Annotated in this window: 24 protein-coding genes; 13 read left to right on the forward strand and 11 right to left on the reverse strand. The window is 73.7% G+C overall.

Annotated features, from left to right (window positions below; all coding sequences use genetic code 11):
• Together VKK44_RS18910 and VKK44_RS18915 are read right to left on the reverse strand one after the other, a co-directional pair.
• Entirely contained in the window at positions 1 to 1,440 is a 1,440-nt protein-coding gene (locus tag VKK44_RS18910) for a cryptochrome/photolyase family protein (protein WP_343442443.1), read from the reverse strand.
• Positions 1,441 to 1,482: 42 nt separating this feature from the next.
• The gene (locus tag VKK44_RS18915; RefSeq protein ID WP_343442444.1) at positions 1,483 to 2,019 is read right to left on the reverse strand and encodes a winged helix-turn-helix domain-containing protein; all 537 of its coding nucleotides are present in this window, start codon (positions 2,017 to 2,019) and stop codon (positions 1,483 to 1,485) included.
• A gap of 257 nt (positions 2,020 to 2,276) precedes the next feature.
• Here VKK44_RS18915 and VKK44_RS18920 point away from each other — a divergent pair, with 257 nt between their 5' ends.
• Positions 2,277 to 6,665 carry a S8 family serine peptidase gene (locus tag VKK44_RS18920; protein ID WP_343442445.1) on the forward strand — a complete coding sequence of 1,463 codons (4,389 nt, stop codon included), beginning with the start codon at positions 2,277 to 2,279 and terminating at the stop codon, positions 6,663 to 6,665.
• Between the two features lie 204 nt (positions 6,666 to 6,869).
• Here the strand turns inward: VKK44_RS18920 and VKK44_RS18925 are convergent, their stop codons facing one another.
• A complete protein-coding gene (locus VKK44_RS18925) occupies positions 6,870 to 7,607 on the reverse strand; it encodes a winged helix-turn-helix domain-containing protein (protein WP_343442446.1) in 738 nt (245 codons plus the stop codon).
• A gap of 597 nt (positions 7,608 to 8,204) precedes the next feature.
• The gene (locus tag VKK44_RS18930) at positions 8,205 to 9,236 is read right to left on the reverse strand and encodes a sigma-70 family RNA polymerase sigma factor (RefSeq protein WP_343442447.1); all 1,032 of its coding nucleotides are present in this window, start codon (positions 9,234 to 9,236) and stop codon (positions 8,205 to 8,207) included.
• A 94-nt stretch (positions 9,237 to 9,330) separates the two neighbouring features.
• Between VKK44_RS18930 and VKK44_RS18935 the strand changes: the two genes are divergently transcribed.
• From VKK44_RS18935 to VKK44_RS18945, 3 genes are all read left to right on the forward strand, one after another.
• The gene (locus VKK44_RS18935; protein WP_343442448.1) at positions 9,331 to 9,657 is read left to right on the forward strand and encodes a hypothetical protein; all 327 of its coding nucleotides are present in this window, start codon (positions 9,331 to 9,333) and stop codon (positions 9,655 to 9,657) included.
• Between the two features lie 142 nt (positions 9,658 to 9,799).
• Positions 9,800 to 10,684, forward strand: coding sequence for an aminoglycoside phosphotransferase family protein (locus tag VKK44_RS18940; RefSeq protein WP_343442449.1), 885 nt, complete (start codon positions 9,800 to 9,802; stop codon positions 10,682 to 10,684).
• A gap of 84 nt (positions 10,685 to 10,768) precedes the next feature.
• Positions 10,769 to 13,975, forward strand: coding sequence for a hypothetical protein (locus VKK44_RS18945; protein WP_343442450.1), 3,207 nt, complete (start codon positions 10,769 to 10,771; stop codon positions 13,973 to 13,975).
• On the opposite strand, the gene VKK44_RS18950 is transcribed toward VKK44_RS18945, so the two are convergent.
• Together VKK44_RS18950 and VKK44_RS18955 are read right to left on the reverse strand one after the other, a co-directional pair.
• Complete coding sequence (locus VKK44_RS18950) at positions 13,861 to 14,835, reverse strand: TolB family protein (protein ID WP_343442451.1); 975 nt, start codon at positions 14,833 to 14,835, stop codon at positions 13,861 to 13,863. The genes VKK44_RS18945 and VKK44_RS18950 overlap by 115 nt on opposite strands.
• Entirely contained in the window at positions 14,832 to 16,100 is a 1,269-nt protein-coding gene (locus VKK44_RS18955; protein WP_343442452.1) for an MFS transporter, read from the reverse strand. The genes VKK44_RS18950 and VKK44_RS18955 overlap by 4 nt, the downstream gene beginning before the upstream one ends.
• A gap of 227 nt (positions 16,101 to 16,327) precedes the next feature.
• On the opposite strand from VKK44_RS18955, the gene VKK44_RS18960 reads away from it, so the two are divergent.
• Together VKK44_RS18960 and VKK44_RS18965 are read left to right on the forward strand one after the other, a co-directional pair.
• Positions 16,328 to 17,701 (forward strand): CBM96 family carbohydrate-binding protein, encoded by a 1,374-nt coding sequence (locus VKK44_RS18960; RefSeq protein ID WP_343442453.1) that lies wholly within the window; start codon positions 16,328 to 16,330, stop codon positions 17,699 to 17,701.
• 66 nt (positions 17,702 to 17,767) lie between these two features.
• Complete coding sequence (locus VKK44_RS18965; RefSeq protein ID WP_343442454.1) at positions 17,768 to 17,905, forward strand: hypothetical protein; 138 nt, start codon at positions 17,768 to 17,770, stop codon at positions 17,903 to 17,905.
• Positions 17,906 to 17,973: 68 nt separating this feature from the next.
• Here VKK44_RS18965 and VKK44_RS18970 read toward each other — a convergent pair whose 3' ends face one another.
• A complete protein-coding gene (locus tag VKK44_RS18970; RefSeq protein ID WP_343442455.1) occupies positions 17,974 to 18,312 on the reverse strand; it encodes an ArsR/SmtB family transcription factor in 339 nt (112 codons plus the stop codon).
• A gap of 51 nt (positions 18,313 to 18,363) precedes the next feature.
• On the opposite strand from VKK44_RS18970, the gene VKK44_RS18975 reads away from it, so the two are divergent.
• The 4 genes from VKK44_RS18975 to VKK44_RS18990 are packed head-to-tail and all read left to right on the forward strand — an operon-like array spanning position 18,364 to position 21,227.
• Positions 18,364 to 19,656, forward strand: coding sequence for an enoyl-CoA hydratase/isomerase family protein (locus VKK44_RS18975; protein WP_343442456.1), 1,293 nt, complete (start codon positions 18,364 to 18,366; stop codon positions 19,654 to 19,656).
• Between the two features lie 55 nt (positions 19,657 to 19,711).
• Positions 19,712 to 20,113 (forward strand): hypothetical protein, encoded by a 402-nt coding sequence (locus VKK44_RS18980; protein ID WP_343442457.1) that lies wholly within the window; start codon positions 19,712 to 19,714, stop codon positions 20,111 to 20,113.
• On the forward strand, positions 20,110 to 20,790 hold the full coding sequence (locus tag VKK44_RS18985; protein ID WP_343447815.1) for an HAD family hydrolase: 681 nt from the start codon (positions 20,110 to 20,112) through the stop codon (positions 20,788 to 20,790). Before VKK44_RS18980 ends, VKK44_RS18985 begins: the two co-directional genes overlap by 4 nt.
• Positions 20,787 to 21,227 (forward strand): VOC family protein, encoded by a 441-nt coding sequence (locus VKK44_RS18990; RefSeq protein WP_343442458.1) that lies wholly within the window; start codon positions 20,787 to 20,789, stop codon positions 21,225 to 21,227. The genes VKK44_RS18985 and VKK44_RS18990 overlap by 4 nt, the downstream gene beginning before the upstream one ends.
• A 13-nt stretch (positions 21,228 to 21,240) precedes the next feature.
• On the opposite strand, the gene VKK44_RS18995 is transcribed toward VKK44_RS18990, so the two are convergent.
• Positions 21,241 to 22,212 carry an FAD-dependent oxidoreductase gene (locus VKK44_RS18995; RefSeq protein ID WP_343442459.1) on the reverse strand — a complete coding sequence of 324 codons (972 nt, stop codon included), beginning with the start codon at positions 22,210 to 22,212 and terminating at the stop codon, positions 21,241 to 21,243.
• Between the two features lie 113 nt (positions 22,213 to 22,325).
• Between VKK44_RS18995 and VKK44_RS19000 the strand changes: the two genes are divergently transcribed.
• Entirely contained in the window at positions 22,326 to 23,222 is an 897-nt protein-coding gene (locus VKK44_RS19000) for a LysR family transcriptional regulator (protein WP_343442460.1), read from the forward strand.
• 32 nt (positions 23,223 to 23,254) lie between these two features.
• Here the strand turns inward: VKK44_RS19000 and VKK44_RS19005 are convergent, their stop codons facing one another.
• Complete coding sequence (locus VKK44_RS19005) at positions 23,255 to 23,869, reverse strand: dihydrofolate reductase family protein (protein ID WP_343442461.1); 615 nt, start codon at positions 23,867 to 23,869, stop codon at positions 23,255 to 23,257.
• 207 nt (positions 23,870 to 24,076) lie between these two features.
• Here VKK44_RS19005 and VKK44_RS19010 point away from each other — a divergent pair, with 207 nt between their 5' ends.
• A complete protein-coding gene (locus VKK44_RS19010; protein ID WP_343442462.1) occupies positions 24,077 to 24,502 on the forward strand; it encodes an iron chaperone in 426 nt (141 codons plus the stop codon).
• Between the two features lie 55 nt (positions 24,503 to 24,557).
• Here VKK44_RS19010 and VKK44_RS19015 read toward each other — a convergent pair whose 3' ends face one another.
• Positions 24,558 to 25,304, reverse strand: a complete 747-nt coding sequence (locus tag VKK44_RS19015) for a hypothetical protein (protein WP_343442463.1) — start codon at positions 25,302 to 25,304, stop codon at positions 24,558 to 24,560.
• Positions 25,305 to 25,477: 173 nt separating this feature from the next.
• Between VKK44_RS19015 and VKK44_RS19020 the strand changes: the two genes are divergently transcribed.
• Positions 25,478 to 26,056: a dihydrofolate reductase family protein gene (locus tag VKK44_RS19020; protein WP_343442464.1), complete on the forward strand. Its 579-nt coding sequence runs from the start codon at positions 25,478 to 25,480 to the stop codon at positions 26,054 to 26,056.
• Here VKK44_RS19020 and VKK44_RS19025 read toward each other — a convergent pair.
• Positions 26,038 to 26,748, reverse strand: a complete 711-nt coding sequence (locus tag VKK44_RS19025; protein ID WP_343442465.1) for a helix-turn-helix domain-containing protein — start codon at positions 26,746 to 26,748, stop codon at positions 26,038 to 26,040. The genes VKK44_RS19020 and VKK44_RS19025 overlap by 19 nt on opposite strands.
• Between the last annotated feature and the right edge of the window lie 32 nt (positions 26,749 to 26,780).

The raw sequence follows: 26,780 nt of genomic DNA on the forward strand, positions 1-26,780 counted from the left end.
TCAGGGCGCCTCGTCGCCGCGCTTCTCCTCCTGGGCCAGCACCGCGTCGCGGCGCTGCGGGTCGGTGCGCTCGGCCAGCTCGGCGGCGAGCCGCGGGTCACCGGCGAGCCGTTCCCGGTTGCGGTGCAGGAACGCCTCGAACCCGCCGGTGTACGGGCACGCGTCGTCGCCGAGCGCCTGTTTCGGCACGTACCGGCAGCCGCCGCAGTGGGCGCCGATCCGGTCCAGGTGGCCGCCGTCGAACGCCCACGGCCGGGTGTCGATGCGGGCCAGGTCGGCGTACTGGCTCATGCCGATGACGGTGGCGTTCATGATCCAGTCGGTGCCGTCGACGAAGCTGCGCCGGAACCAGTCGGCCAGCTCGGCGGCGCGCCAGCCGCGTTGCAGGCCGTAGTTGGCGAGCACGGTCAGCCGCGCGGTCTGGTGCGCCCAGCCGGTGTCCCGCACGCCGGCCAGCACGTCGGCCAGGCAGTGGGCCTCCACCGCGTCCGCGTCGAGCCGGTCGAACCACTCCGGCAGCGGTCGGGTGGCGGCGAGCCAGCCGGCGCCCCGGAAGCGCGGGTCGAAGTACCAGTAGAGCTGCCACAGGAACTCGCGCCAGCCGAACAGGCCGTGCACGAAGCGGTGCACCGCCGCGGTCGGCGCGGTCCCGGCGCGGCCGGCGCGCTCGACGGCCCGGATGGCCGGTTCCGGGTCGAGCAGGCCGAGGTTGAACGAGGACGACAGCGCGCTGTGCGCGAGCAACCCGTCGCGGTCGCTGAGCACGCCCTCGGACTCGGCGTACGCGGACAGCCGGTGGTCGAGGAAGTGCGCGAGCCGGGCCTGCGCCTCGGCGTGCGTGGCCGGGTAGCGGCGCGGGGCGTCCCGGCCGACGAACCGGATCCCCTCGTCCTGCCAGCGGTCGAGGTCCCGGCGGACCTGCGCGTCGATGTCGTCCTCGACGATCGGCGGCGGTGGCGGCACCTCGACAGTCGTCCGGGGGCGGGGCCGGCGGGTGGGCGGCGGCAGGTCCCGCAGCACGTCGTGCCGGTTCCGCGCGTACCGGTAGAAGTCGGCCATCCGCAGTCGGCCGCGCCGGGTGTCGGCCCAGGCAGCGAAGTCGGCGCGGTCGGTGACGAAGCCGCGCGGCGGCAGCACGGCCAGCCCGTCGACGCTACGCGCGAACGCGAGCGTCGCCCGCGACGACGGGTGCACCACCTCGGCCGGTTCGCGCAGGTCGGTGAGCGCGGCCCGGAACGTGTCGGCGCGCACCAGCCGGGCCCGGTCGCCGAGTTCGGCGGCCCGGTGCCGCAACGCCGACAGGATCAGGTGCGCCTTCTGCCGGTGCACTGGGCGGGCGGCGAACACCGACCGGTTCTCCACCAGCAGGACGCGTTGCGCGTCGTCGTCGAGGAAGTGGGGACCGAGCTGGTCCGCCAGGAGCCAACGCCAGCGTGACATGTTTCGGTAATGCCCCTTTCACGTCGAACGGAATCGTGTGCGTCAACCGCCCCGGACCCCGGGACGGCGGTGGTCGGTGAGCCGCAGCCCGACGCCGCGTACCGCGACGACGGTGACGCCGGTGCCCAGCTCGTCGAGCTTGCGGCGCAGCCGCTTGACCAGGGACTGCACGTCGGCGCGGCGCTGCGTCGGCGCGTCGTGCCAGACCGCGCGGTGCAGCTCCGCGTAGCTCCACACCCGTACCGGCTCGGCGGTCAGGCAGGCCAGCAGGTCGCGTTCCAGCCGGGTGAGCGCGACCTCCCGGTCCCCCCAGCGGGCGGTGGACCGGGCCGCGTCGATCACCAGCGCGCCGTCGGCCCGGACGTGGGGCGGGGGCCCCGGCCTGACATCCGCCTCGGGCGCGATCAGCTCACGCAGCTCGTCCAGGTCGGCGACCAGCAGCAGCGGCGCCACGCCGTCCAGCAGCTCGGTGAGGCGGAGCCGCTCGGCGGGCGACGGCGTCACGCCGATGACCAGCGAGAAGTGGTGCCCCGCCGGATCGGCGCCGGCGGGCGTCGCGCTCGGGTCGTCCGTCGTCACGCCGCCCCCCACCGTGACAGTGACTGTCAACCGGGCCACCCGATCCGGGGACCTGTTGGTGACAAGTTGCTTACGTACGGTCATTGATCGCCCGTTGGTGTCGATCATAGTGTCCACTCGGGTGGCCGGCGTAGACCCGCACGGCGCCCAGGGGGCCTGGGGGGTTTCTCAAACCGGTGTGACCAGTCGGGAGCGCAGTCTCCTGGCCCTTCTGTCATGGCTCGATCATGCGCGGGTCATCGGAGGAGGCAGCACCGATGCTGAGACGTCCACACCGAACGGGCCTGGCCGGGCGGCTGGTGAGCGCGGGCGCAGCCCTGGTGCTCGCCGCGACCGCGCTGGCCGCCACCGGAAACCCGGCGCAGGCGCAGGCCGCCGGCGTGTCGGCCGGCGACAAGATCCGTCCCGAGCTCACCCGGCAGCTCCAGGGCAAGAGCGAGGGCGACTTCTGGATCCACTTCGGCGACCGGGCCGACCTGGGCCGGGCCGGCGCGGTCAAGGACTGGAACCAGCGGGGCACCGCGGTCGCCGCGGCCCTGCGGAAGACCGCCGCCGAGAGCCAGGCGAAGATCCGCGCCGAGCTGGACCGCTCGGGCACGACGTACCAGACGTTCTGGGCCACCAACGCCATCAAGGTCACCGGCGGCTCGCTGGCCATGGCGCAGAACTTCGCCGCGCACACCGAGGTGGACGGCATCTACGCCCCGGTCGAGTACAAGCTGCCGGAGACCGTCGCGGGCACCGACGAGAAGTCGACGAACGCCGTCGAGTGGGGCATCGCCAACATCAACGCCGACGACGTCTGGTCGCAGTACGGCGTCAAGGGCGCCGGCATCACCGTGGCCAGCATCGACAGCGGCGTCCAGTTCGACCACCCGGCGCTGGTGAACGCGTACCGGGGCAACAACGGCGACGGCACGTTCGACCACAACTACAACTGGTACGACGCGGCCGGCGAGTGCGACGACGGGCCGTGCGACTCCGACGGGCACGGCACCCACACGATGGGCACCATGGCCGGCGCGGACGGCGCCAACCAGATCGGCGTCGCCCCCGAGGTCAAGTGGATCGCCGCGAACGGGTGCTGCCCGACCGACGCCGCGCTGATCTCCTCCGGGCAGTGGATGCTGGAGCCCACCGACCTCGCCGGGCAGAACCCGGACGCCAGCAAGCGGCCCAACATCATCAACAACTCGTGGGGCACCACGGCGCCGTCCAACGAGCCGTTCATGGAGGACGTCACCAACGCGTGGACCGCCTCCGGCATCTTCGGCGTCTGGTCCAACGGCAACAACGGCCCCGCCTGCCAGACCAGTGGCTCGCCGGGCAGCCTGGCCAGCAACTACTCGACCGGCGCGTACGACGTCAACAACAACATCGCCAGCTTCTCGTCCCGGGGCACCGGGCAGAACGGCGAGATCAAGCCGAACATCTCCGCGCCCGGCGTCAACGTCCGCTCCAGCGTGCCGGACAACTCCTACGCCAGCGCCAGCGGCACCTCGATGGCGGCCCCGCACCTGGCCGGCGCGATCGCGCTGCTCTGGTCCGCCGCGCCCACCCTGGTCGGTGACGTCACCGCGACGCGCGCGCTGCTCAACGACACGGCGGTCGACAAGGCCGACACGCAGTGCGGCGGCACCGCGGACGACAACAACGTCTACGGCGAGGGCCGGCTGGACGCGCTCGCGCTGCTCGCCGCCGCCCCGATCGGGGACAACGGCACGCTGGCCGGCAAGGTCACCGACGCGGCCGGCGCCCCGGTCGCCGGCGCGACGGTCACCCTGACCGGCGCGGCGGACCGGACGCTGACCACCGGCGCCGACGGGACGTACTCCTCGCTGCTGCCCGCCGGCGACTACCAGGTGGTGGTCTCCGCGTTCGGGTACGCGAGCCGCACGCTGACCGCGACCGTCACCAAGAACACGACCACCACGCTCGACGTCGTGCTCACCGCGGTGGCGAGCGTGACGGTCAGCGGGCAGGTCACCGACGGGTCGGGCCACGGCTGGCCGCTCTACGCGAAGGTGAGCGTGGCGGGCACGCCGATCTCGGACTACACCACGCCGGCCACCGGCCGCTACAGCCTGAAGCTGCCGGCCGGGTCGACCTACCGGCTCACGATCGAGCCGCAGTACGCCGGCTACCTCACCGTCACCAAGGAGGTCACGGTCGGCACCGCAAACCTGACCGCGAACGTGGCGGTGCCGGCGGACCCGGAGAAGTGCGCCACCGCCCCCGGCTACACCGTCAGCTCCGACGGTGAGTACGAGACGTTCGACGGCACCGGCGTGCCGGACGGCTGGTCGGTGGTGGACAACGCCGGGTCCGGCCAGGTCTGGGAGTTCACCGACGCGGGCGAGCGCGGCAACCTCACCGGCGGCAGCGGCAACTTCGCCATCATCGACAGCGACAACTACGGCAACGGCGGGAAGCAGGACACCTCGCTGGTCAGCCCGGTGGTCGACCTGACCGGGGTGAGCGCGCCGGTGATCCGGTTCAACCAGGACTACAACTGGCTGAACAGCGACCGCGCGGACGTCGACCTGAGCCTCGACGGCGGCACCACCTGGAGCAACGTGCTCCGGCAGGCGGCCGACGTACGCGGCAAGGTGACCGAGGTGCCGATCCCGCAGGCGGCGAACCAGTCGCAGGTGCGGGTCCGCTTCCACTACTACGACGCGAGCTGGGAGTGGTGGTGGGAGGTCGACAACGTGCTGATCGGCAGCAAGCTCGTCTGCAAGCCGGTCGACGGCGGCCTGGTGCTCGGCCACGTGCGCGACAAGAACGACAACAGCTACGTCAACGGCGCGACGGTGACCAGCAAGGACCGCCCGGCGGAGAAGGCCACCACGGTCGCCACCCCGGACGACACCGAGCTGCCCGACGGCTTCTACTGGATGTTCTCGTCGCTGACCGGCACGCACCCGTTCACGGCCAGCGCCGGCAACTACGTGAGCCAGACCAAGCAGGTCACTGTCGAGACGGACTGGGCCACCACGGCCACGTTCCAACTGGCCGCCGGCCGGCTGTCGGTGCAGCCGACGTCGCTGACCGGCACGGCCCGGATGCCCAGCGGCAAGGTCAGCAAGACGTTCACCGTCACCAACACCGGCGGGGCTCCGGTCGACGTGGAGTTCTCCGAGCGTGACGGCGGGTTCGTGCTGCAACGCGCCGACGGGTCCCAGCTCTCCGAGCAGGCGCTGCTCGGCTCGACCGGCGCACCGGCGCAGCGGTTGACCGCGCCGACGTCGTTCGCGGCCCGCTCGTCCGGCAAGTCCTCGACGTCGGTCGCGTCGGTCGCGCCCCAGGCGGACCCGTGGACCGCCGTGCCGGGCTACCCGGCGAACGTGATGGACAACCGGGTCGTCACCGTCGACGGCAAGGTCTACTCCATCGGCGGCGGCGACGGGACGACGTCCAGCACGAAGAACTACCGGTACGACCCGATCGCGCAGACCTGGACCGCCATCGCGGACCTGCCCGGCGCCCGTACCGCCATGACGGTCGGCGTGATCGACGGCAGGATCGTCGCCACCGGCGGCTGGGGCGCCTCCGGTCCGGACGGCACCACCTGGTCGTACGACCCGGGGGCGAACACCTGGACCGCGAAGGCGAGCAACCCGGCGCCCCGGTCGGCCGCCGGCCAGGCCGTCGCGGACGGCAAGCTGTACGCGGTCGGCGGCTGCACCACGGCCAGTTGCCTGCCGATGTCCAACTCGGTCGTCCGGTACGACCCGGGCGCGGACGCGTGGCAGACGCTGCCCGCCTACCCGAAGTCGGTGGCGTTCCTGTCCTGCGGCGGGATCGACGGCACCGTCTACTGCACCGGCGGCAACGACGGCACGACCTCGCAGAAGGCCGGCTACGCGTTCGACCCGGGCGCCAACGCCTGGACCGCCATCGCCGACGCGCCGGCCGACAACTGGGCCGCCTCGTACGCGGTGGCGAACGGCAAGTTGCTGGTCGTCGGCGGGTCGCAGGGCGGCGCCATCACCAACGCCGGCTTCGCGTTCGACCCGGCGACCGGTTCCTGGGCCAACCTGCCCAACGCCAACGCACCCCGCTACCGGGGCGGCGCGGCCTGCGGGTTCTACAAGGTCGGCGGCTCGTCGGGCGGCTTCACGGCCACCAAGGACAGTGAGGTCCTGCCCGGCTTCGGCGAGTGCGCCGAGGGTTCGGCCGACGTCAGTTGGCTGACCGTCGACACGTCGAAGGTCACGCTGGCGCCCGGCGCGAAGGTCACGGTCACGGTCGGCATGACCGCGAACGTGGACCAGCCGGGCACGTACTCGGCGTCCGTCGCGATCAAGGAGAACACCCCGTACGCGGTGGCGCCGGTGGCGGTCACCATGGTCGCGCAGCCGCCGACCACCTGGGGCAAGCTGTCCGGCACGGTCTCCGGCCGGAGCTGCCAGGGTGCCACCGCCCCGCTGCCGGGCGCGACCGTGCAGGTCGACTCCTGGGCGAGCTCGTACACCTTCACCACGGACGCCGACGGTCGGTACGCCTACTGGATGGACCGGCGCAACAACCCGCTCACGCTGATCGTCGCCAAGGACGGCTGGAAGCCCCAGACGCGCCCGACGAAGATCAACTCCAACACGCCCACCGTCGAGGACTTCACCCTCTCCCCCACCCGCTGCTGACGCAGCCATGACGGGGAGCGGCCCGCCCGGTGCTCCGCACTGGGCGGGCCGCTCCCCGTCTGCACGCCGATCGAGCACTACCCACCCCACCCCACCCCACCCCACCCGGCCCCCGCGGCCTGAGCGTTGATCAAGGAGTTTGCGTCTGCCGGGGCACCGGAACAGACGCAAACTCCTTGATCAACGAGGAGCGGGGTGGCGGGTTCAGGGGGTCAGGCGGAAGCCGACGCCTCGGACGGCGTGGATCGTGGTCGGGGCGTTCAGGCGGGCCAGCTTGTGGCGGATGCGGCGGACCACGGAGTGCATGTCGGAGCCCCGACCGAGGTGGTCGTTGCCCCAGACGGCACGGTGCAGGCGGGCGTACGTCCACACCTGGCCCGGGAGGCCGGCGAGGCAGACCAACAGGTCGTGCTCCAGCGGCGTCAGCCCGACCTCCCGCTCCCGCCAGCGCAGCACCCGCCGGTCGGAGTCCACGGCCAGCTCCGGCCCGGACGAGTCGACCGGCGACCGGTCCGCCACCTCGGCCGACGACGCGGCCGGGGAACCGGCGGGCGGGCCGGCGGACGGATCGAGCGGAGACCCGGTCGGGGGAACGACGGGCAGCCCGGCCGACGGATCGCGCGGAGACCCGGTCGGGAAACCAGCGGGCGGCCCGGCCGATCCGGCCGACGGGTCGACCGGCAGGGCCGGCGTCCCGGTCCGGGACTCAGCCCGCGGGGCCGGCGTCCCGGTGCGGGGGTCGGCCGGCACGTCGCTGTCGGAGGCGGGGCTGACGGCCGGCGGCGGGACCGCCGGGCGGCGGACCAGGTCGAGGAACCGGCGCGCCTGATGGGCACTGGAGACGATCAGGAACGTCTCGGTGCCGCCCAACAGTTGGGCGAGTTGCCGGCGTTCGGCCGCCGTGGACGCGATGCCGATGACCAAGGACGGGATCACGGTCATCCATTCCCACCTTTCCGGCAGGCTGGGGTGCAGCGCCGGCAATTACCGCGACATTTTCGACGCGGCGGATCGGGCCGGCCACCGGGCGTGACGCGCTGCGGAGCACCTGGTGCGGAACGCGGCCTGAAGCGTGCTGGAGCTGCGGTTTCGTGAGGCTACGGGGCGAGCTACCGGGGATCATATAGCCGCCCACCGATGATTGGTATAGCAGTTAACGTCGATGTAACTGCGTTCGGCAAGATGACCGGCAGAAATTGCGCCGACCCGCACGTGTCCGAGAAGGACTCGGGTGGTGGCACACCGCCGGTACCCCCTGGACCCGACCGGGGTCCGATGAGAACCCGGGCGTACGCCGGTCTGATCCGCGTGACCACCCTCGTGCTCCGCCTGCCCGGCACGACGCCGACCCGCGCGGACGTCGCGGTTCGCTGCGCCGAGTTGGCGGAGGCGTTACGGGGCCGCGACCGGGGCGTGGTGATCTGCGACGTGTCCGCGGTGACCCGACCCGACCTGGTCACCATCGAGACGCTGGCCCGGCTCCGGTTGACCGCCACGCGGTTCGGGTGGCGGTGGGAAACCCGCGGGGCCGGTGCGGCCCTACGCGACCTGGCCGGCCTGCTGGGGCTCGCCGACACCCTCGTCGAGGCGGTCCGGCAGGCCGAAGAGCGGGAACAGGCGGTCGGTGTCGAGGAAGTGGTTGAGCGAGGTGATCCGACCGCCGGAGAGCCCCACCACGATCAGCGACCAGGGCACGTGCCCTGAGGCGGGCCCGGGCCGGTACTGCCCGAACGCCGGCATGCCGTTGGCCGCCACCGGCACCAGCCGGGACCCCCGGCAGCCGTGACCCGTGCCGGTCATCCACGCCGTGATGTGGTCGGGCCCCCGCAGCCACAACGGCACCGGCGGCATCGACAGCGTCGCGTCCTCGTGCAGCAGCTCGGTGAGCGCCGTGAGGTCGTACGACTCGAACGCGCGCACGTAGCGGGCCAACAACGCCTGCTGTTCCTCGTCCAGCGGCCGGCGCACGTCGGTGTCGGCGCCGGCCGACGCGAGCGTGGCCCGCGCCCGTTGCAGCGCGCTGTTGACGCTCGCCACCGACGTGTCGAGCAGGTCCGCGACCTCCTGTGCCGACCAGGCCAGCACCTCACGCAGGATCAGCACGGCCCGCTGCTTCGGCGGGAGGTGCTGCAACGCCGCGACAAGCGCCAGCCGGACCGACTCCCGCCCGGCGATCACGTCGGCCGGGTCGCCGGACTCGGCGAGGACCCGGTCGTCCGGCACCGGGCCCACCCAGATCTGCTCCGGGCGCGGTTCGCCGGGATGGGCGGCGGTGCCGCTGCCGGCCGGACCGAGATCCATCGGCCGGATCCGGCGCTGCGCGCTGGCGGTCATGTTCAGGCAGACGTTCGTGGCGATCCGGTACAGCCAGGTCCGCAGCGCGGAGCGCCCCTCGAACCGGTCGAAGTTGCGCCAGGCCCGGACGAACGTGTCCTGCACCGCGTCCTCGGCCTCGAAGGCCGAGCCCAGCATCCGGTAACAGTAGCCGGTCAGCTCCGACCGGTACGCCTCGAGTTGCGTCTCGACGGGGACGCTCGCCACCTCGCTCACGCTGCCGAAACTAGCCCACATGCTGCGCGAACGCGAACACCCGGAACGCGCGTGCGCCGGTGCCCCACCATGCCCCGCGGCCTGCGCCGCCGGGCCTGTCGAAAGGACCGATGTCATGGCCACGTACGGCAGCCTGCACATCCCCGCCCACCACCGGGGGCGGAAGATGCCGGCCGTGCTGTTGCTGCCCGGCAGCGGCCCCACCGACCGCAACGGCGACCAGCCGCCCGCACTCACCCCGCACACCCTGGCCAAACTCGCCGACGCGTTGGCGCGCGACGGAATCGTCAGCCTGCGCTTCGACAAGTACGGCACGGGCCGCACCGGGCTGGGCGCCCGGGCGTGGCACGGCGGGTCGGCCACACCGGTCGACCCGCGCGGGTCAGCGAGGCCGGAGCGGGCGGGACCTGGCCGGCGGGATGGGCTTTCGACCCCACGCTGATGTTCGCCGACGAGGTCGACGGACTGCGGCGGTCCTGCCCGCGTGCGGTTCCCGGCCGGCGTCCGCGTCGAGCACCCCGCGCGCGGTGCGCCGCGACCCGAATTCGTTTGGCGGGACGGCGGGACGGCTCTACGGTCGGGCGGTGCGCCCAGGAGAGATCGTCGTCACCGTCCAGCAGGTGCGCGCGCTGATCGACGAGCAATTCCCCGAGTGGTCGGATCTGCCGATCGTCGCGCAGCCGTTGACCGGCACCGACAACGCGCTGTTCCGGCTCGGTGATTCCCTGACGGCGCGCCTGCCGCGAGCAGGGTGGGCGGTCGACCAGGTGACGACGGACGCGACCTGGCTGCCGCGACTGGCGCCGCACCTACCGGTACCGGTACCGGTTCCGGTCGCGGTCGGCCGTCCGGGCGGGGACTATCCGTGGCCGTGGTCGGTCGTCCCCTGGCTGGACGGGCGCAATCCGGAAGCCGGGCCGGACCTCGTCGACCTCGCCGTCGACCTCGCCGGCTTCGTGCACGCGATGATCGGGATCGAGCCGATGGGCGGGCCGGTCAAGGAGGGGATCCAGCGCGGCGTACCTCTGGTGCAGCGGGACGAGCTGACCCGCCGGTCGATCGCGACGTTGGGCGACCGGATCGACCGGCGGGCGGTGACCGCCGCGTGGGACGAGGCGATGGCGGTGGACGAGTGGCCCGGACCGCCGGTATGGCTGCACGGTGACCTCCTGGGCGGCAACCTGCTGGTCGACCGGGGCAGGCTCACCGGAGTGATCGACTTCGGCGGTCTCGGCCGGGGCGATCCGGCGGTCGAGGTGCGGCCGGGCTGGAGCCTGTTCGACGCCCGCGCGCGGGCCGCGTACCGGGAGGCGCTCGGGTTCGACGAGGCGACCTGGGTACGCGGGTGGGCCTGGATGCTGTCGGGTTCGCTCTACTGGCTGGCGGACCTGTGGGACTCGATCAGCGTCGACGACCGCGAGGAAACGTTCCGCCACATCGACCACATCGTGCGTCACCGCCACGACTGATCCTGTCCGGCGTCGGGTCCGCCACAAGGCACGATCGGGGTCCGGTGACGCGGGCGGGCGGTCCGACGCCACTACGATGCGAGCGTGGCTCAGGTTCGGGGTCCGTACCCGTTGGTCGCCGCCGCCGTGGTGGTACTGCTGCTCGGCGCGGGCGTCGCCTGGAGCGTTGACGACGCGTTGGGGCTGAGCCACTCCCCCGCCGACGTGCCGCGTGAGACGGCCGCCGCCGCGCCACCCCGGACGCCGGCCCCGGTGCCGCCGCTGGCCTCGATCGTGGTGCCGGACCAACTCCGCACGGTCAAGGCCGCCGCCGCCGTGGCCGACGCGCTCGCCGCGCGGGGCCGCCCCCGCCCCACGGTCACCCCGACCGCGCCGGACCGGACCGGACCACCTCCACACACGGGCACCGACACCACCGGTCCGCACGGAACCGACCCGAACACGAGCACCGGCCCGGACAAGACGATCACCGCGACGGTGACGACGCTGCGGGCGGAACTGCGCTCCGGCGGGGCCCCGGAGTCGTACCGGATCGACGCCCGCCCGGCGGAGCTGACCGTCACCGGCGACCTGGCGGGCGTCGCGGCCGGGCTCTACCGGCTGGCCGACCGGATCCGCTCCGGCGTCGACGTGCTGCCGGCGGCGGAGGCCGGCCGGCCGGTGACGCCCCGGTTGGGGCTGCGGCTGACCGACGCCGGCTCGGTGGGGCGCGAGCCGGACCGGGCCGCGTTCGCGGCCGGCGACGACTACCGCCTCAACACCGACGTGGTCACGCCCGCGGTGCTGCCCCGGGCGCCGTGGGTGGACGCCGCGGCGGTGGCGCGCATCGACGCGCAGTTCCGGCAGTTCGTCGACCACGCGGTGGCGCAGGGCTACAACGGCGTCGTGGTGCCCGGCTTCCTGGAGTACGTGACGTTCGCCGGCGTGGGCGACGGGCACGCGGTCTACCCGGCCGGCGACCCGCACGTGGACCGGGCCCGCGCGATGGTGACGGCGTTCGGGCCGGTCTTCCGGTACGCCGCCGAGATGGGCCTGAGGGTCTTCCTGCTCACCGACATGCTCGCGGTGTCGCCGCCGCTGGAGGCGTACCTGGACCGGACCGTGGGCGGGCTGGACACCACCGACCCCCGGCTCTGGGCGGTCTACCGGGCCGGGCTGGCCGAGCTGTTCGCGAACATGCCGTTCGTCGCCGGCCTGATGGTCCGCGTCGGCGAGGGCGGCGAGGTGTACGCGGGCAGCGGCTGGGACTACGGCTCGACGCTCGCGGTCACCACCGCCGAGGGCGTCCGCGCGATGCTGCGGGCGCTGCTCGACACCGCGGCCACGGCCGACAAGGAGGTCATCTTCCGCACCTGGACGGTGGGCGTGGGCGCGGTCGGCGACCTGCACACCAACCCCGACGCGTACGCCGAGGTGCTGGGCGCGTTCGACGATCCGCACCTGATCGTGTCCACCAAGTACTCGCTCGGCGACTTCTACAGCCACCTGCCGTTCAACACCACGCTGCGCGGCGGCACGCACCGGCGGATCGTGGAGTTCCAGGCGCGGCGCGAGTTCGAGGGGTTCGGCGCGCTGCCCAACGACCTGGGCCCGCTGCACCGGGCGGCGCTGCGCGCGTTCCTCGCCGCGAACCCGCACGTCGAGGGCGTGTGGAACTGGACCCAGGACGGCGGGCCGCTGCGCGCCGGGCCGATGTCGCTCTACCTGCGCGCCGGTTTCTGGCAGCTCTACGACCTGAACACGTACGCGGTGGCGCGGCTGGCCTGGGACCCGGACACCGATCCGGCGCGGGTGACGGCGGACTGGGCGTACCGGACGTTCTCCGCCGACCCGGCCACTGTCGCGGCGATCGGGCAGGCCATGGCGCTGTCCCGGGCCGCGGTCACCACGGGCCTCTACATCGGCCCGTACGCGGACACGTCGGTGCGGGCGCTCGGGCTGGAACCACCACCGATGATGTGGATCTTCGAGTGGGACATCCCGACCGGTGACTCCGCGGCGCTGGACAGCATCTACGCGGTCACCGGCGACCGGGTCGACGCGGCGGTCGCCGAGGGCGGTGCGGCGGTCACCACGGCCCGGCGGATGCGGGAGCTGGTGGCCGGCACCGACCCGGCGACGTGGCGGGACGCCGCCCTGCGGGCACGGTTCGTCGACACGCTCGACTACCAGGTCGACCTGTTCGTGACGCTGGCCGCCTATCGGACGATGGTGCTGCGGCACGCGCAGTGGCTGGACACCGGTTCCGCCACCGCGTACGCGCAGTGGCGGTCGGCCGCCGGCGACTACCGCGAGGCGCGGGACCGGCACCGGCAGCGCTACGCCGGGGACGTCGACCTGCCGGCGTACCGCTTCACGGCGGCCGACCTCGGCGCGCGGCGGGCGGACCGCGACCCGGCGATGGCCTGGGCGGCACGGGCACTGCTGGTCCTGGTCGTGGCCGTGGTGGCGCTCGGGCTGCGCGGGCGCGGGCCGGGCGGCGCGGCGGCGCGGGCGCTGCTGCTCGGCGCGCTGCGGCCGTGGCGGGTGGCGGCGCTGCCGGTGCCGGCGGCCCGGCTGGACCGGATGCTGGTCTGGCTGGTCCCGGCCGTGGTGCTGGTGGCGAGCCGACTGGTGTTCACCTGGTTCGCCGCGCCCGCACACCTGCTGGTCACGCTCGGCGGGTGGGCGTTGTTCGCGCTGGTGGCACGCCTGGCGGTGGGGCGGCGGGACCCGTTCGGGCTGTGGGCGGTCCTCGGCGGCGTGGCGCTGCTGCGCAGCGTGCTGCTGCTGGCAGTGCTGGCCGGGCGCGGGCCCGGCGGCTACTGGTTCGTGTTCTGGACCGCGCCGGCCCGGCGGTCGGTCTACCTCACCGTCGCGGTGGCGGCGTTCTGCTGGCTGTTCGTGGCGACCGCGCTGGTGCTGCGCGACCGGTACGGCATGATCCGCCGGCGGGCCGCCGGGTTGACGCTCACCGCCGCCGGGGTGCCGCTCGCGGTGCTCGCCGGGCTGGTCGCGTGGATCGGCCTGGAGCGGGCGCTGACCGTGTGGAACGACCAGATGGCGTTGCTGCCGTGGGGGCTGTCCCGCATCCTCGGCATCACCGTCTACCTGGGCATCCCGACGAGCCTGGCCGGCTGGGCCGCCGTGGTCGGCGCGGTGCTGGCCGCCGTCGGGCTACTGCTGGCGGCCGGGCGTCAGGTCAGCGGGGACGGCGACTCCGCACCGCGCAGCAGCAGCCGGGGCGCGCCGGAGCCGTCGGCCGGCACCGACCAGACGTCCGGACGGCCGTCGTCCTGGCGCAGCGTGTAGGCAAGCGTCCCGCCGTCCAACCAGGCGGCCTGGTCGTCGACGCTGGCGCGCTCGGCGGTGGCGGTGACCCGCATGGCACGCAGGTCGAGCACGGACAACCGCCAACCCCGGGCCGGGTCGGCGTCGACCGCCTCCTTGAACGCGAGCCGGGTGCCGTCCGGCGACAGCGACGGGCACTCGACGTTCTCCCGTACCGTCTCGACCGTCCGGGCGGCGGCGTCGCCCCGCACCAGCCACCGCTTCCCGGCCGTGGCCATGGTGGCGTAGAAGACGTTGTCGTCGCCCGCGAACGTGACGCCCCAGAAGTTCACGTCGGCGCTGCGGTAGGGCCGGCCGTCGCGCCGCACCGCGAACTCCTCCAGGGAGGCGACCACCGAGCCGGTGCGGGTGTCGAGGAAACCGGTACGGGTGGAGAAGCCGCTGCTGGTGTAGGAGTCGCCGCCGACGAAGGTGGTCCAGGAGACCATCCGGCCCGACGCCGAGACCCGGGCCCGGTTGGGCAGTCCCGGCACGTCCAGGCGCCGGACCGGGCGCAGTTCGGCGTCGAGGACCACCACCTGGTACGACCACGGGCTGCTCGGGGCCAGGCAGACGCCCGTCCCGGCCGCCGCGTACACCCGCAGGCACTCGCGGTCGGACACGGCGCGCGCTCCGGCGGGGTCGGCCAGCGCGGCGGTGGAGACGTGCCGGTCGGTGACCGCGAGCAGCCGGGGCCCGGGGTGGAGCGTGACCGCCCGGTCGACGGCGGACGCCGGTGTCGGGGTGGACCGGGCCGACAGAACCGGGTATCCGGCGGCCAGCGTGCCCAGGACGACCACCGCGGTGGCCAGCGTGGCGAGCTTCACGCGCATCGACATCATCGGGGCGACCTCCGTTGGAGGGGAGCGAGCAGGGGCACGGTGACCAGCAGCGCGACGGCGACCGCCCCGGCCGCGGCGGCGCTCGCCGCGCGCGGGCCCCAGACCTGCCAGGCCAGACCGAACAGGACCGAGGAGAGCAGGTACGCCATCGCCTGCCCGGTCTGCACCAGCGCGATGCCGGTGGTGCGGATCCGGGCCGGCAGGACCGGCCCGGCGAACGCGATCAGCACCCCGTCGGTGGCCGCGTAGAACACGCCGTGCAGCGTGAGCGTGAGCACGAGCAGCGGCCAGCCGTGCGCCGGGCCGGCGAGCAGCAGGTACGCCAGGCCGAGCGCGAGGTAGCCGCCGGCCACCACCGGCAGCCGGCCGATCCGGTCGGCCAGCGCGCCGAGCGGTCCGGCCAGCAGCAGGTACGCCAGGCTGGTGCCGACCGCGAGCAGCGGGAACCACCGCAGGCCGACGTCCTCGCGCCGTTGCAGGAGCAGGTAGACGAAGCCGTCGCCGATGGTGGCGAGCCCGAGCAGCGCGGCGGCCAGCACCAGGCGGCGGGTCGACCGGTCGCGCAGCAGGCCGGCCGCCTCCCGCGCGGTGACCCGCTGCCCGTCGACGTCACCGGTCGGGCCGGCCGGCGCGTGTTCCCGGACGAACAGCACGAGGACGACGACGGCGAGCGCGGCGACGCAGAAGCTGGCGACGAAGACCGCGTCGTAGTGGGGTCCGACGGCGAACAGGACCGCGAGCGCGGCCAGCGGGCCGAGGAACGCGCCCACCGCGTCCATGGCGCGGTGCACCCCGAACGCCCGGCCGAGCGCCTCGGGCGGCGTGGCCAGCGTGATGAGCGCGTCGCGGGGGGCGGTGCGGACGCCCTTGCCGAGCCGGTCCACCGCGATCACCGCGCCGATCGCCGGCACCGACCGGCCGGCGAGCAGCAGCCCGAGCTTGGCCACCGCGGAGAGCGTGTAGCCGACGCCCGCGACCAGTTTGCGCCTGCGGAACCGGTCGGCCAGGAAGCCGCCGGCCACCCGCAGCACGGCGGTCGCCCCGGTCTGCACGCCGTCCAGGACGCCGAACGCCAGCGGGCTGAGGTTCAACCCGAGCACCAGGTAGAGCGGCAGCACCGCGGTGACCATCTCGGCGGAGACGTCGGTGATCAGGCTGACCGTGCCGAGCGCGAGGACGGTGCCACCGACCCCGGCGAGACGACGGCGCGGCCGGCCGGCGGCCGGCGGGCCGGTCACCGGCCGGGACACGGTCGACAGGTACACGGGCGGTCCCCTCGTGGTCGACGACCTGACGGACAGCCATCGTCCGGGCGGGGCCCGGCGACCACAACGGACGGTCGGTGCCGCCCGGATGTGCGGTCGGCGAACGGCGCGAGAACATCGAGGAGTTTCCCTGTCCGGACGCGGCGTTCACCCGCCCGTTGCCCACCGGTCCATCGACGTTCCTACATTCCGTGGGCTGTCACAACCCCCACGGAAGGGGCCCCTGGATGGGCATTCGACTCCCCCGGCCATCGGTCACGCTGGGCGCGGCTGCCGTGCTGGTCGCCGCCAGCACAGCCGCCGTCCTCACCGGCTCGGGCGCCGCGTCGGCGGCGAGCGTCACGTTCACCCCGGTCGCCGACACGTACGTGCAGAGCGACACCGCCGGCACCAACTACGGCACCGCCACCCAGATCGTGGTGGACAACTCCCCCGCCCGCCGGATGTTCCTGCGGTTCTCGGTCACCGGCCTCAGCGGCACGGTGACCGGCGCGAAGCTGCGGCTGCACACGATCAGCGGCAACGACGGCAGCGACGCCGGCGGCAGCGTGCGGGCGATGTCCAGCACCACCTGGTCGGAGACCGGCACCACCTGGAACAACCAGCCGGCCGCGGACGGCGTCGCGCTGGGCTCGATCGGGTCGGTCGGCGCCGGAAGCTGGTACGAGGTGGACGTCACCGCCGCGGTCACCGGCAACGGCACGGTCAGCCTGGCGGCCACCTCCGCCAGCAGCGACGGCGCCTACTACGACGCCCGGGAGAGCGGCGCCACCGCCCCGCAACTGGTCGTCACCACCGGCACCACCGCGCCGTCGGCCGACCCGGTCCTGGTCGGCGCCGGCGACATCGCCACCTCGGGCTCCGGGGACACGGCCACCGCGGCGCTGCTCGACGGCATCTCCGGGACCGTGTTCACCACCGGCGACAACGTCTACAACAACGGCACCGCGTCGGAGTTCGCCAGCTACTACGCGCCCACCTGGGGCCGGCACAAGGCGCGTACCCGGCCGGCACCGGGCAACCACGACTACAACACCTCCGGCGCGAGCGGCTACTACGGCTACTTCGGCAGCCAGGCCGGGCCGAGCGGGCGCGGCTACTACTCGTACGACCTGGGCAACTGGCACGTGGTGTCGCTGAACTCCAACGTCAGCATGTCCGCCGGCTCGACGCAGGAGCAGTGGCTGCGGGCGGACCTCGCGGCCAGCACCAAGCCGTGCACGCTCGCCTACTGGCACCATCCGCTCTACACGTCCAGCTCCAACCACGCGCCGTCCACCGGCACCCGACCGCTCTACCAGGCGCTCTACGACTACGACGCGGACGTCGTCGTGTGGGGACACAACCACGTCTACGAGCGGTTCGCGCCGATGAACGCCAACGGCGGCTACGACGCCGCGCGGGGGCTGCGCAGCTTCGTCGCCGGGATGGGCGGGGCCGACCACTACGGCTTCGGCACCATCCAGCCCAACAGCGAGGCGCGCAACAGCAGCGCGTTCGGGGTCCTGAAGTTCACCCTGCACGCCACCAGCTACGACTGGCAGTTCGTGCCGGTGGCGGGGCAGACCTACACCGACAGCGGCACCGGCGGCTGCCACTGAGCCCGGGGCGGCGTCCCGCCCCCTCGGGGTACCGGTGAGGACAGGCGCACCGGTGAGGAGGACGAGATGACCGACCCCAGGTACGCACCGATCGGGCTGGCCGCCGCCGGGCGGCTGGTCGAGGACGACGGCGGGACCGGCGGTGGTGAGGTCGTCGGCGCGGCCGACGCGGAGGCCGACCGGGTACGCGCCGCCGGCGAGTGAGTGACCCGTCGCCCCGCCACCGTGCACCGGTGGCGGGGCTTCTCACGGGCCGGGTGCCCGGATCGCGGTCACCGCGGCGTGGTGCTCGCAGACCCCGACCGGCAATCCGCGGTGGCGGTCAGCGCCTCGATCAGGCCGGGAAAGCGGGCGTCCAGTTCCTCGCGGCAGAGCTGGATGCTGTGCGACCGGCCGGTGACGATGGTCCGGGTCATGCCCGCTTCGCGCAGGATGCGGAAGTGGTGCGTCATGGTCGACTTGTGCACGCCGAAATCCCAGTGGGCGCCGCACTTGCCGTGCGGTAGGCCGTCCGCGAGCGTCTGCACGATGCGCAGCCGGATGGGATCGGCGACCGCCCGGAGCACATCGACCAGGTCGACGCCGGGTGTCACGTCCTCACCGCTCGCCATGGCTCCACACTACCGTTGGACGTTCATCCAACAGTTCTCTAGGCTGACGGTATGACAAACGTCCAACAGTTCGGTGCGGTCCGCTGGGAGTGGGACGCCCTCGGCGTGGTGACGGTGACCCTGGACGACCCCGGCCGCACCGCCAACATGATCAACCGACGGCACCTCGACGGGCTCGACGCCTGCCTCGACGACCTCACCGCGCACCTGGACCGACTCCGCGGCGTCGTGCTCACGTCGGCCAAGCGCTCGTTCGTCGCCGGCCCCGAGTTCGAACCCGGTGAGATCACCCCGGCGGAGGCGGCTGCCACGTACGACCTGCTCGTGCCGATCCGCGACCAGGCCCGGCGGCTGGAGACGCTGGGCCGACCGGTCGCCGCGGCGCTGAACGGCTCGGCGCTCGGTGGGGGCTTCGAACTCGCGCTCGCCTGCCATCACCGCGTCGGGTCGGACGACCCGCACGTGATCTGGGCACTCGCCGAGGCCGGCATGGGCATCCTGCCCGGTGGTGGCGGCACGGTCCGCGTCACCCGGATGGCCGGCATCGCGGCGACCGTGCTCGACATCGTGGGTCCCGGCACCGTGTTCCACCCCCGGGCCGCACTGCGGGCCGGCCTGGTCGACGAACTGGCCGACGACGTCGTCGGCGCCGCCCGCGCCTGGGTGCTGGCCCAACCGCCGGGACCGTTCACCCAACGGTGGGAGCGTCCGGGCTACCAGATCCCGGGCGGCACAGCCGAACCGCCGGGCCTCGCCGCGGAGGTGCGTCGACGGGCAGCGGGCAGCCCGCTCCGCGTGCTGGCGGCGGTCCGGGAGGTGGCGGTCCGCAGCGCCGGCACGCCACCGGACGAGGCCTTCGAGATCGAGACGGCGGCCCTACACACGCTTCTCAGCGCCCCCGAGTTCCCGGCGCTGAGCCACCTGTTCTTCGCGATGCGCACCGTCGCCGGGACCGCGACGCCGGCGTACCCCGTCGCGACGACCCCGGGCGTCCGCGAGTTCCCGCAGCTCACCGCTCATCCGCTCGCCGCCGTGTTCTTCCCCCCGGACGCTCCGGTCGTGGAGGTCGCCAGTGACACCCCCGCGCGGGCGGTCGCCGGAATGCGCGCCCGCGGCGGCATCCCGGTGGTGACGAGCGACGGCACCATGTCGTTCGTCCAGGCGCTGCTGGACGCCGGCCCCGATCCGGCCGCGATGGTCGCCGCGGCCCGTCGGGCCCTCGACGCCGGTCTGGTCGTCGACCCGGCCGGAGCCGACGTCGCCTCGGTCCTGGCGGCGGGCTTTCCACCCTGGACCGGCGGGGTCCTGCATCACCTGGCCGCGCTGGAAACAGCGGCGCGCTGACGCGTCGCCCGCCAACGGGGCGGCCCGGCCGTGAATTGATCGCTATCCTCCTGCGGTGATCCGTAGCCTGGCCGTCCTTTCCCTGCTCCTCCTCGTCTGCGGCGGTGCGTCCACCGACGCGTCCAGCTCCGCTCAGGCCAGTCCCACCGCGCCGTCCGACCTGGCGGCGACGTCCGCATGTCGCCTGGTGGCTGACGCGATCGAAAAGCAGGACCTCGGTTACGGCGCCGGCACCCGGCCCGGCGCGCGAGCCGTCAGGTCGACCGACCCGGGCGTGCGCGAGGCCGGCCGAGAACTGGTGCTGGCCGGTGTGGAGGCCGAGAAGCTCTGGGTGAAGAACGACCTCAAGGTGGACCGAGGACCCGCCGCCGCCCGCCTGGCCGAGGCACAGCAGAAGTTGCTGTCGGCCTGCACCGATCTCTTCGGTCCCCAGCCGTGGCCGTTCGAGACCGCATGATCGAGGCGGTCTTCTTCGACGTCGGCGGAACGCTTCTGGACGAGTCGCGCGAGTTCGCGGACTGGGCGGACTGGCTCGGCGTGCCCCGGCACACCTTCTCCGCCGTCCTCGGCGCGGTGATCGCCCGAGGACAGGACTGGCAGGAGGTCTTCCGGACCGTCCGGCCCGACTTCGATCTCGCGACCGAGTTGGCGCGTCGGGCCGCCGCCGGGCAGCCGGAGTCGTTCGGCGAGGAGGATCTCTACCCGGACGCGCGGGCGTGCCTGAACGCGCTGAGGGAGCAGGGACTGCTCGTCGGCCTGGCCGGCAACCAGCCGGCGCACGCCGAGGCCAGCCTGCGCGCGCTCGACCTTCCGGTGGACGTGATCGGCACGTCGCACGGCTGGGGCGTGGCGAAGCCGGCACCGGCGTTCTTCGCGCGGCTGGTCCGCGAGGCCGGCCGCGACCCGTCGTCCATCCTCTACGTCGGGGACCGGCCGGACAACGACGCGCACGCGGCCATGGCGGCCGGCCTGCGGGCGTGCCTGATCCGGCGCGGCCCGTGGGGCCACATCCTCGACCTGCCGACCGTGGCGCAGCGGTGCCTGTTCCGGATCGGGTCGCTGGACGAACTGCCGGGGCTCGTCGCGGCGCACAACACCGGCTGTCGGTCCGCCGTCCTACCCTCGGGGACATGACGATTCAGCGCATGGACAACGTCGGCATCGTCGTCGACGACCTCGACGCCGCCGTCGCGTTCTTCACCGCGCTCGGCATGGAGCTGGAAGGCCGGATGCCGATCGAGGGAAGCTGGGCGGGAAAGGTCGTCGGGCTCGACGACATGCGGAGCGAGATCGCGATGATGCGGATCCCGGACGCGCCGGGCCGGCTCGAACTGGCGACGTACCACTCCCCGAAGGCGATCACGCCCGAGCCGAAGGTCACCCCGGCCAACACGCGGGGCCTGCACCGCGTCATGTTCGCCGTCGACGACATCGAGGCCACGCTCGCCCGCCTCCGCCCGCACGGCGCCGAACTCGTCGGCGAGGTGACCCGCTTCGAGGACAGCTTCCTGCTCTGCTACCTGCGCGGGCCGAGCGGCATCATCGTCGCGCTGGCCGAGCAACTGAACTGAGTCGTCCACGCCCTCAGGTTGGTAGGGACGACGAGTGCCAGTCGCCGGCCAGGGCCAGGTCCGCCACCTCGGCCGCGCAGCCCCACGACAACGTCACCCCGGCACCGCCGTGCCCGTACGCGTGCACCAGCCGCCCGCCGCCGGGCTCCCGCTCGACCCGGGGCCCGCCGTGCCGGACCGGTCGCAACCCGATCCGCTCCCCCAGCACCGGCGCGTCCGCCAACCGCGGCACCAACGCGACGCAGCGGTGCCGGATCGCCGCCGCCGTCTCCGGGTCCGGCCGGGTGTGCCCCACCCCGAGCTGGTAGGTGCCGCCGAGCACCACGTCGTGCCGGCGCGGGTGCACGTACGTGACGCCCGCCGGGTCGTCCTCGTCGCGTACCGAGACGGTCAGGCCGGGGTTCGCCACCAGCACGATGTGCCCGCGCGCCGGGTGGACGGCCGGGTCGGCGGCGAGCCGGCCGGCGGCCAGGCCGGTCGCGTTGACCACTGTCGGCGCGATCTCGTACGCCTCGGCGAGCGTCTCCAGCGCACGCCGGACGATCCGGCCGCCACCGGCCTCGACCTGCCGGTGCAGCCAGGTCAGGTAGCGGTTCATCTCCACCGTCGGCGCGGTGAACCGCAGCAGCGCGGTGTACGGCGGCCGGGCCGGCTCGGCCACCAGGTCACCGCAGGCGTCGGCCCACCACGGCGGCCCGGCGTAGGGGCGGCGCAACCACATCCGGGTCGGCCGGTCCACCACCCCGGGCACGCCGTCGGCGGCCTGGCGGCGCAGCTCGGCGTGGGTGTCCCGGGCCCAGCGCAGCACCCGGGGGTCCGCCTCGGTGTGGCTCGGGTACCAGACCGCGGCGGCCACCGTGGACACGATGTCCGCCGGGTCGTCGGCGGTCAGCACCGTGACCCGCGCGCCACGGCGCTGAAGCGTGACCGCCGTGGTCATCCCGATCACCCCGCCGCCGACCACCACCACGTCCGCTGCCGTCATGGCCCGCTCCCGTCGCTCGTACCGTCGTTGTGCTGCCGATGGTGGCCCCGCGGACACGATGTCGTCCAAGACGGATCGGACCGGCGGCGATAAGCGGCGCTTATGATGGCGGGATGGTGGAGGCCCCGGGCGCCTGGTCGGACCTGCGCCGGCTGCGCTCGTTCGTGGTGCTCGCCGACGAGCTGCACTTCACCCGCGCGGCGGCCCGGCTGCGCATCGCCCAACCCGCGCTCAGCCAGCAGATCCGCGCCCTGGAACGGCAGCTCGGCGTGCCGCTGGTGTTCCGCACCAGCCGGGGCTGCACGCTGACCGAGGTGGGCGCCCGGGTCGCCGACGAGGCCGCCCGGCTGCTCGCCGACGTGGACGCCGCCACCGCCCGCATCCGCGACCTGGCGCGCGGCCGGGGTGGTCGGCTGCGGTTGGCGTACACCCGGTCGGCGCGCGGCGGCCGGGTCGACGCGCTGATCGCCCGGTTCCGGGCCGCCCACCCCGGCGTCGAGGTGGTCTCCGAGACGGCCTGGACCGCGCCGAACGTGGCCGGACTGCTCGCCGGCCGGCTGGACGCGGCGTTCGTCCGGCCGCCGGTGGACGAGTCGGCGTTGGCCTGCCGCACGGTCGACACCGAGGAGTTGCTGCTGGCGGTGCCGGCGGGCCACCCGCTGGCCACCGGCCGCCGCCGGATCGGCCGGGCCGAGGTGGTCGACCTGCCGGCGGTGATGTGGCCACGGGAGAACGGGCCCGGCATGTTCGACCGGACCATCGCCCAGGTCTGGCCGCGCGGCGGCTTCCGGCTGGTCCGGCAGGAGCCCGACGACGAGCAGTTGCTGCGCGCGGTGGCGGAGGGCGACGTGGTCGCGGCCGTGCCGGCCGGTCGGGCCCGCGCGTTACGGCTGCCCGGCGTACGGCTGCGCCGGTTCACCGCCCCGACGCCCACCGTGGACGTCGGGCTGGCCTGGCCGGTGGACAGCACCAACCCGGCGCTGCACGCGCTGCTGGCCCTGCTCGACTGAGCCAGGGCCGCCCGCCGGCGGGCCCCGCCCCGTCAGCTCCCGGTCGCCAACTGCTCCTTCGCGTCGTCGTAGCCGGCCTGGCCCGGGGCCCCGGCCGGCGCGTAGATCACCCGGATGACGCCCGTCGGGTACGCCTCCGTCGCGGTCACCCGCAGGTGGTACGGGTGGTCGCCCTCGTCGAACAGCTTGCGCCCCTTGCGGGCCGCGACCGGGTGCACCAGCAGCCGCAGCTCGTCGACCAGCCCGGCGGCGAGCAACTGCTGCACCACCGAGATCGAGCCGGGGATGAGGATGCCCTTGATGCCGGCATCGGCCTTGAGCGCCGTCACGGCGTCGACGAGGTCGCCCTGGATCAGCTCGGAGTTGCGCCAGGAGAACTCCAGCGGCTGGCGGGAGACGACCACCTTGCGCATGTCGCCGAGCTGCTTGGCGAACGGCGCGTCGTCGCCGCCGGCGGCCTCCCGGTCCGGCCACGCGCCGGCGAAGCTGTCGTAGGTCGGGCGGGCGATCAGCAGCACGTCGGAGGTGTCGTAGTCCTCGGCGACGGCGCGGCCCATGTTGTCGTCGAAGTAGGGGAAGTGCCAATCAGGGTCGATCTCGGCGACGCCGTCGGCCGAGATGAACAGCGTGGAGATGACCTTCGCCATCGCGGTGCTCCTTCTGGTCAGGTGAGTTCGGCGGGTAGACCGCCGCAGCATGCCAAACTCATCGGCCGGTCGGGGCCCCTTCGGCACGGAGTGTCGGCCCGGACGGCGAGCTGATCAGGAATCGAGAAGCGGCCGGACCGGTCGGGCCATAGCGTTCCTTTCGAGCGGGCGGCACCACGCCGGCCGCCGTGACGAGGGGGGATTGAGATGTCCGAGGGCTTCAGCGCCGAGGAACGCGCCGCCATGAAGGAGCGCGCGGCCGAGCTGCGCGCCGAGGGGAAGAAGGGCGCGAAGAAGGCCGACGAGCTCCAGGCGCTCCTCGACCGGATCGCGCAGATGGCGCCGGACGACCGCGAACTGGCCGAGCGCGTGCACGTGACGATCACCGCCGCCGCTCCCGAGCTGTCGCCGAAGACCTGGTACGGCATGCCCGCGTACGCGAACGCGGCCGGCAAGATCGTGGTCTTCTTCCAGGACTCGGGGAAGTTCAACTACCGCTACTCGACGGTGGGCTTCCAGGACGCGGCCAACCTCGACGACGGCGACATGTGGCCGGCGGCGTACGCGCTGCTGCGGTGGAGCCCGGCGGTGGAGAAGCGGCTCACGGAGCTGGTGCGGACCGCGGTCTCCTGACGGGGTGGCCCGGTGGCCCGCGATCCTCGCGGACGGGCCGTCACGGTGGGCCGGCTCACCGTTGCCAGGAGTCGAGCCCACGGACGGCGGCGCGGGCGACGTCGTCGGCGAGGTCGGGGTCGTTGCTGCTGCCCTCCCAGCCCTGGTCGTGCACGACGGTCACCGCGTCGGCGATCTTCACCACCGTGATCTGGCTGGTGGTGGTGCCCTCGGCCGGGCTTCCGTCGAGGCTCGTCGCCGGCCGGGTGAGCGTCACCAGCAGCGCGTCGTCGCCGGTGCCGGCCAGCGGCTGCGACCGGACGGTGACGGTGCCGCCCCGCTCCGGGAAGGAGCGGCAGGGTGCCAGCGCGTCCCGGACCCGACGCAGGTAGTCGCCGGCGCCGGTGCCCGTGAAGGCGAAGACGGTCTGGTGCAGCGTGCCGTAGGGGACGTTCTCCGGTGGGTCCCCGGGCGTCTTGTAGGTGCTCATCATCGCGGCGCCCGCGGTCACCGATCGGCCTCCGGTGGCGAACTCCTCGGCGCACAGCTTCGGCAGCGCGTCGGCGACCTCCATCGGCTGGGGGGCACCCTTGCGCAGCTCCGCGGGCAGGTCGACGAACGCGGACTTCGGGATGGTCACGGTCGTGGCGGTCGACGACGACGCCGACGGTACGCCGGCGGACGTCGGGGCCGCCGACGGTGCGGTGGGCGCGCCCCGGCCCGGGTCGGCCCCGCCGTCGGTGCACGCGCCGGCCAGCAGCGCGACGGCGAGCACCGGCGGGCCCCACAGTCGCCGCCGGTCGGGTCGGCTCGGTCTGTTCACATCGACCTCCCTTCTCCCGGCGTGCCCGCTCCCGGTCCCGCCGAAACGCCGGAGCCGAATACAGACAGTCGCTTGTCAAAGCGTACGTTTGGGTGAGGGCGAGCGTGGTCCCGCTGCCTGACGTGTCGTTTCCGTACAAGACACCGGGCCGCCCGGATTCCTAGCATTCCCCCATGCGTGATCTTGTGTATACCGGTTTCCTGTCGCTCGACGGCGTGGTCGACTCCCCCGGCGGCGGGCCGGGCGAGGAGCACCGCAGCGGCGGCTGGGTGGTGAAGGACATCGAGTTCGTGCCGGAGGCGTTCGCGCTCAAGGGCGAGGAACTCGCCGACACCACCGCGCTGATGTTCGGCCGCCGCAGCTACCAGGCGTTCGCGCCTCTCTGGCGGGACTCCGAGGACCACGCCGACTACCGGGACCTGCCGAAGTACGTGGTCTCGTCCGGGCTGCCCGACGACGCGCTCGTCGACGGCTGGGGCCCGACGACGATCCTGCGCTCCACCGACGACGTGGCCGCGCTCAAGCGGGGCGAGGGCGGGGCCGTCTTCATCCACGGCAGCGCGGAGCTGGCCCGACGACTGTCGGACGCCGGCCTGATCGACCGGTACCACCTGCTCGTCTTCCCGGTCCTGCTCGGCGCCGGGAAGAGCCTGTTCAGCACCGCCGACAAGGACAAGCAGACGTTGCGGCTGCGGGAGTCCGCGGCCTACCCGAACGGCGTGCTGAAGCTGATCTACGACGTGGTCCGCTGACCCAGGTCCAGCGCGATCGGTCCGCCGCCGCCCGCGCGCAACCGCCCCGCCGTCCGTCCGACGTACCGGCGCAGCGCGCGGGCCAGGTGCGGCTCGTCGACGTACGCGAGCCGGGCGACCGTCTCGGCCACCGGAACGCCGGCGGCCAGTAGCGCCGCGGCCTCCCGCGCGCGTTCGATCTGCCGCACGGCGCCCTGGGTCAGCCCGGTCGCCGCCCGGAACCGACGTTCCACCGTACGCGGCGACGCGTACGGGCGGTGGCCGCGGCGAAGCTCGGCGACGAACGGGTCGCGGACCACGACGCCGGCCCGCACCAGCCGGTCGACAAGCGCCTCGGCGTCGTCCGGGCCCGGCGTCTCCCACCGGTCGCCGGCCAGCCGGAACGTCCGGCGGGTGACGTCGGGCAGCTCGGCGCCGCGGTCGACCAGAGCGGGTGCGGGGAGGGCGCGCAGCGACGTCCCCACCGCGAACTCGATGCCGACGAAGGCCGCGCCGTCGGGCACCGGCGCGACGCCCGCGCCGGTCTCGGGCCCCGAGACGCTCGCGTACGGCTGACCGTCGCGCTGCCAGAACACCAGGCCCCAGCAGGCGGTCGCCACCGACGTCATCTCCGCGACCCGTCCGCTGGTGCAGGTCCACACCGAGTCGACCCACGCGGAGTCGGACGCACGCGTGGTGAACCGCAGCTCCACGGCAGCAGGATACGGCGACCGGGGCCGGGCCG

Source organism: Micromonospora sp. DSM 45708 (assembly GCF_039566955.1).
Classification (GTDB): Bacteria; Actinomycetota; Actinomycetes; order Mycobacteriales; family Micromonosporaceae; genus Micromonospora.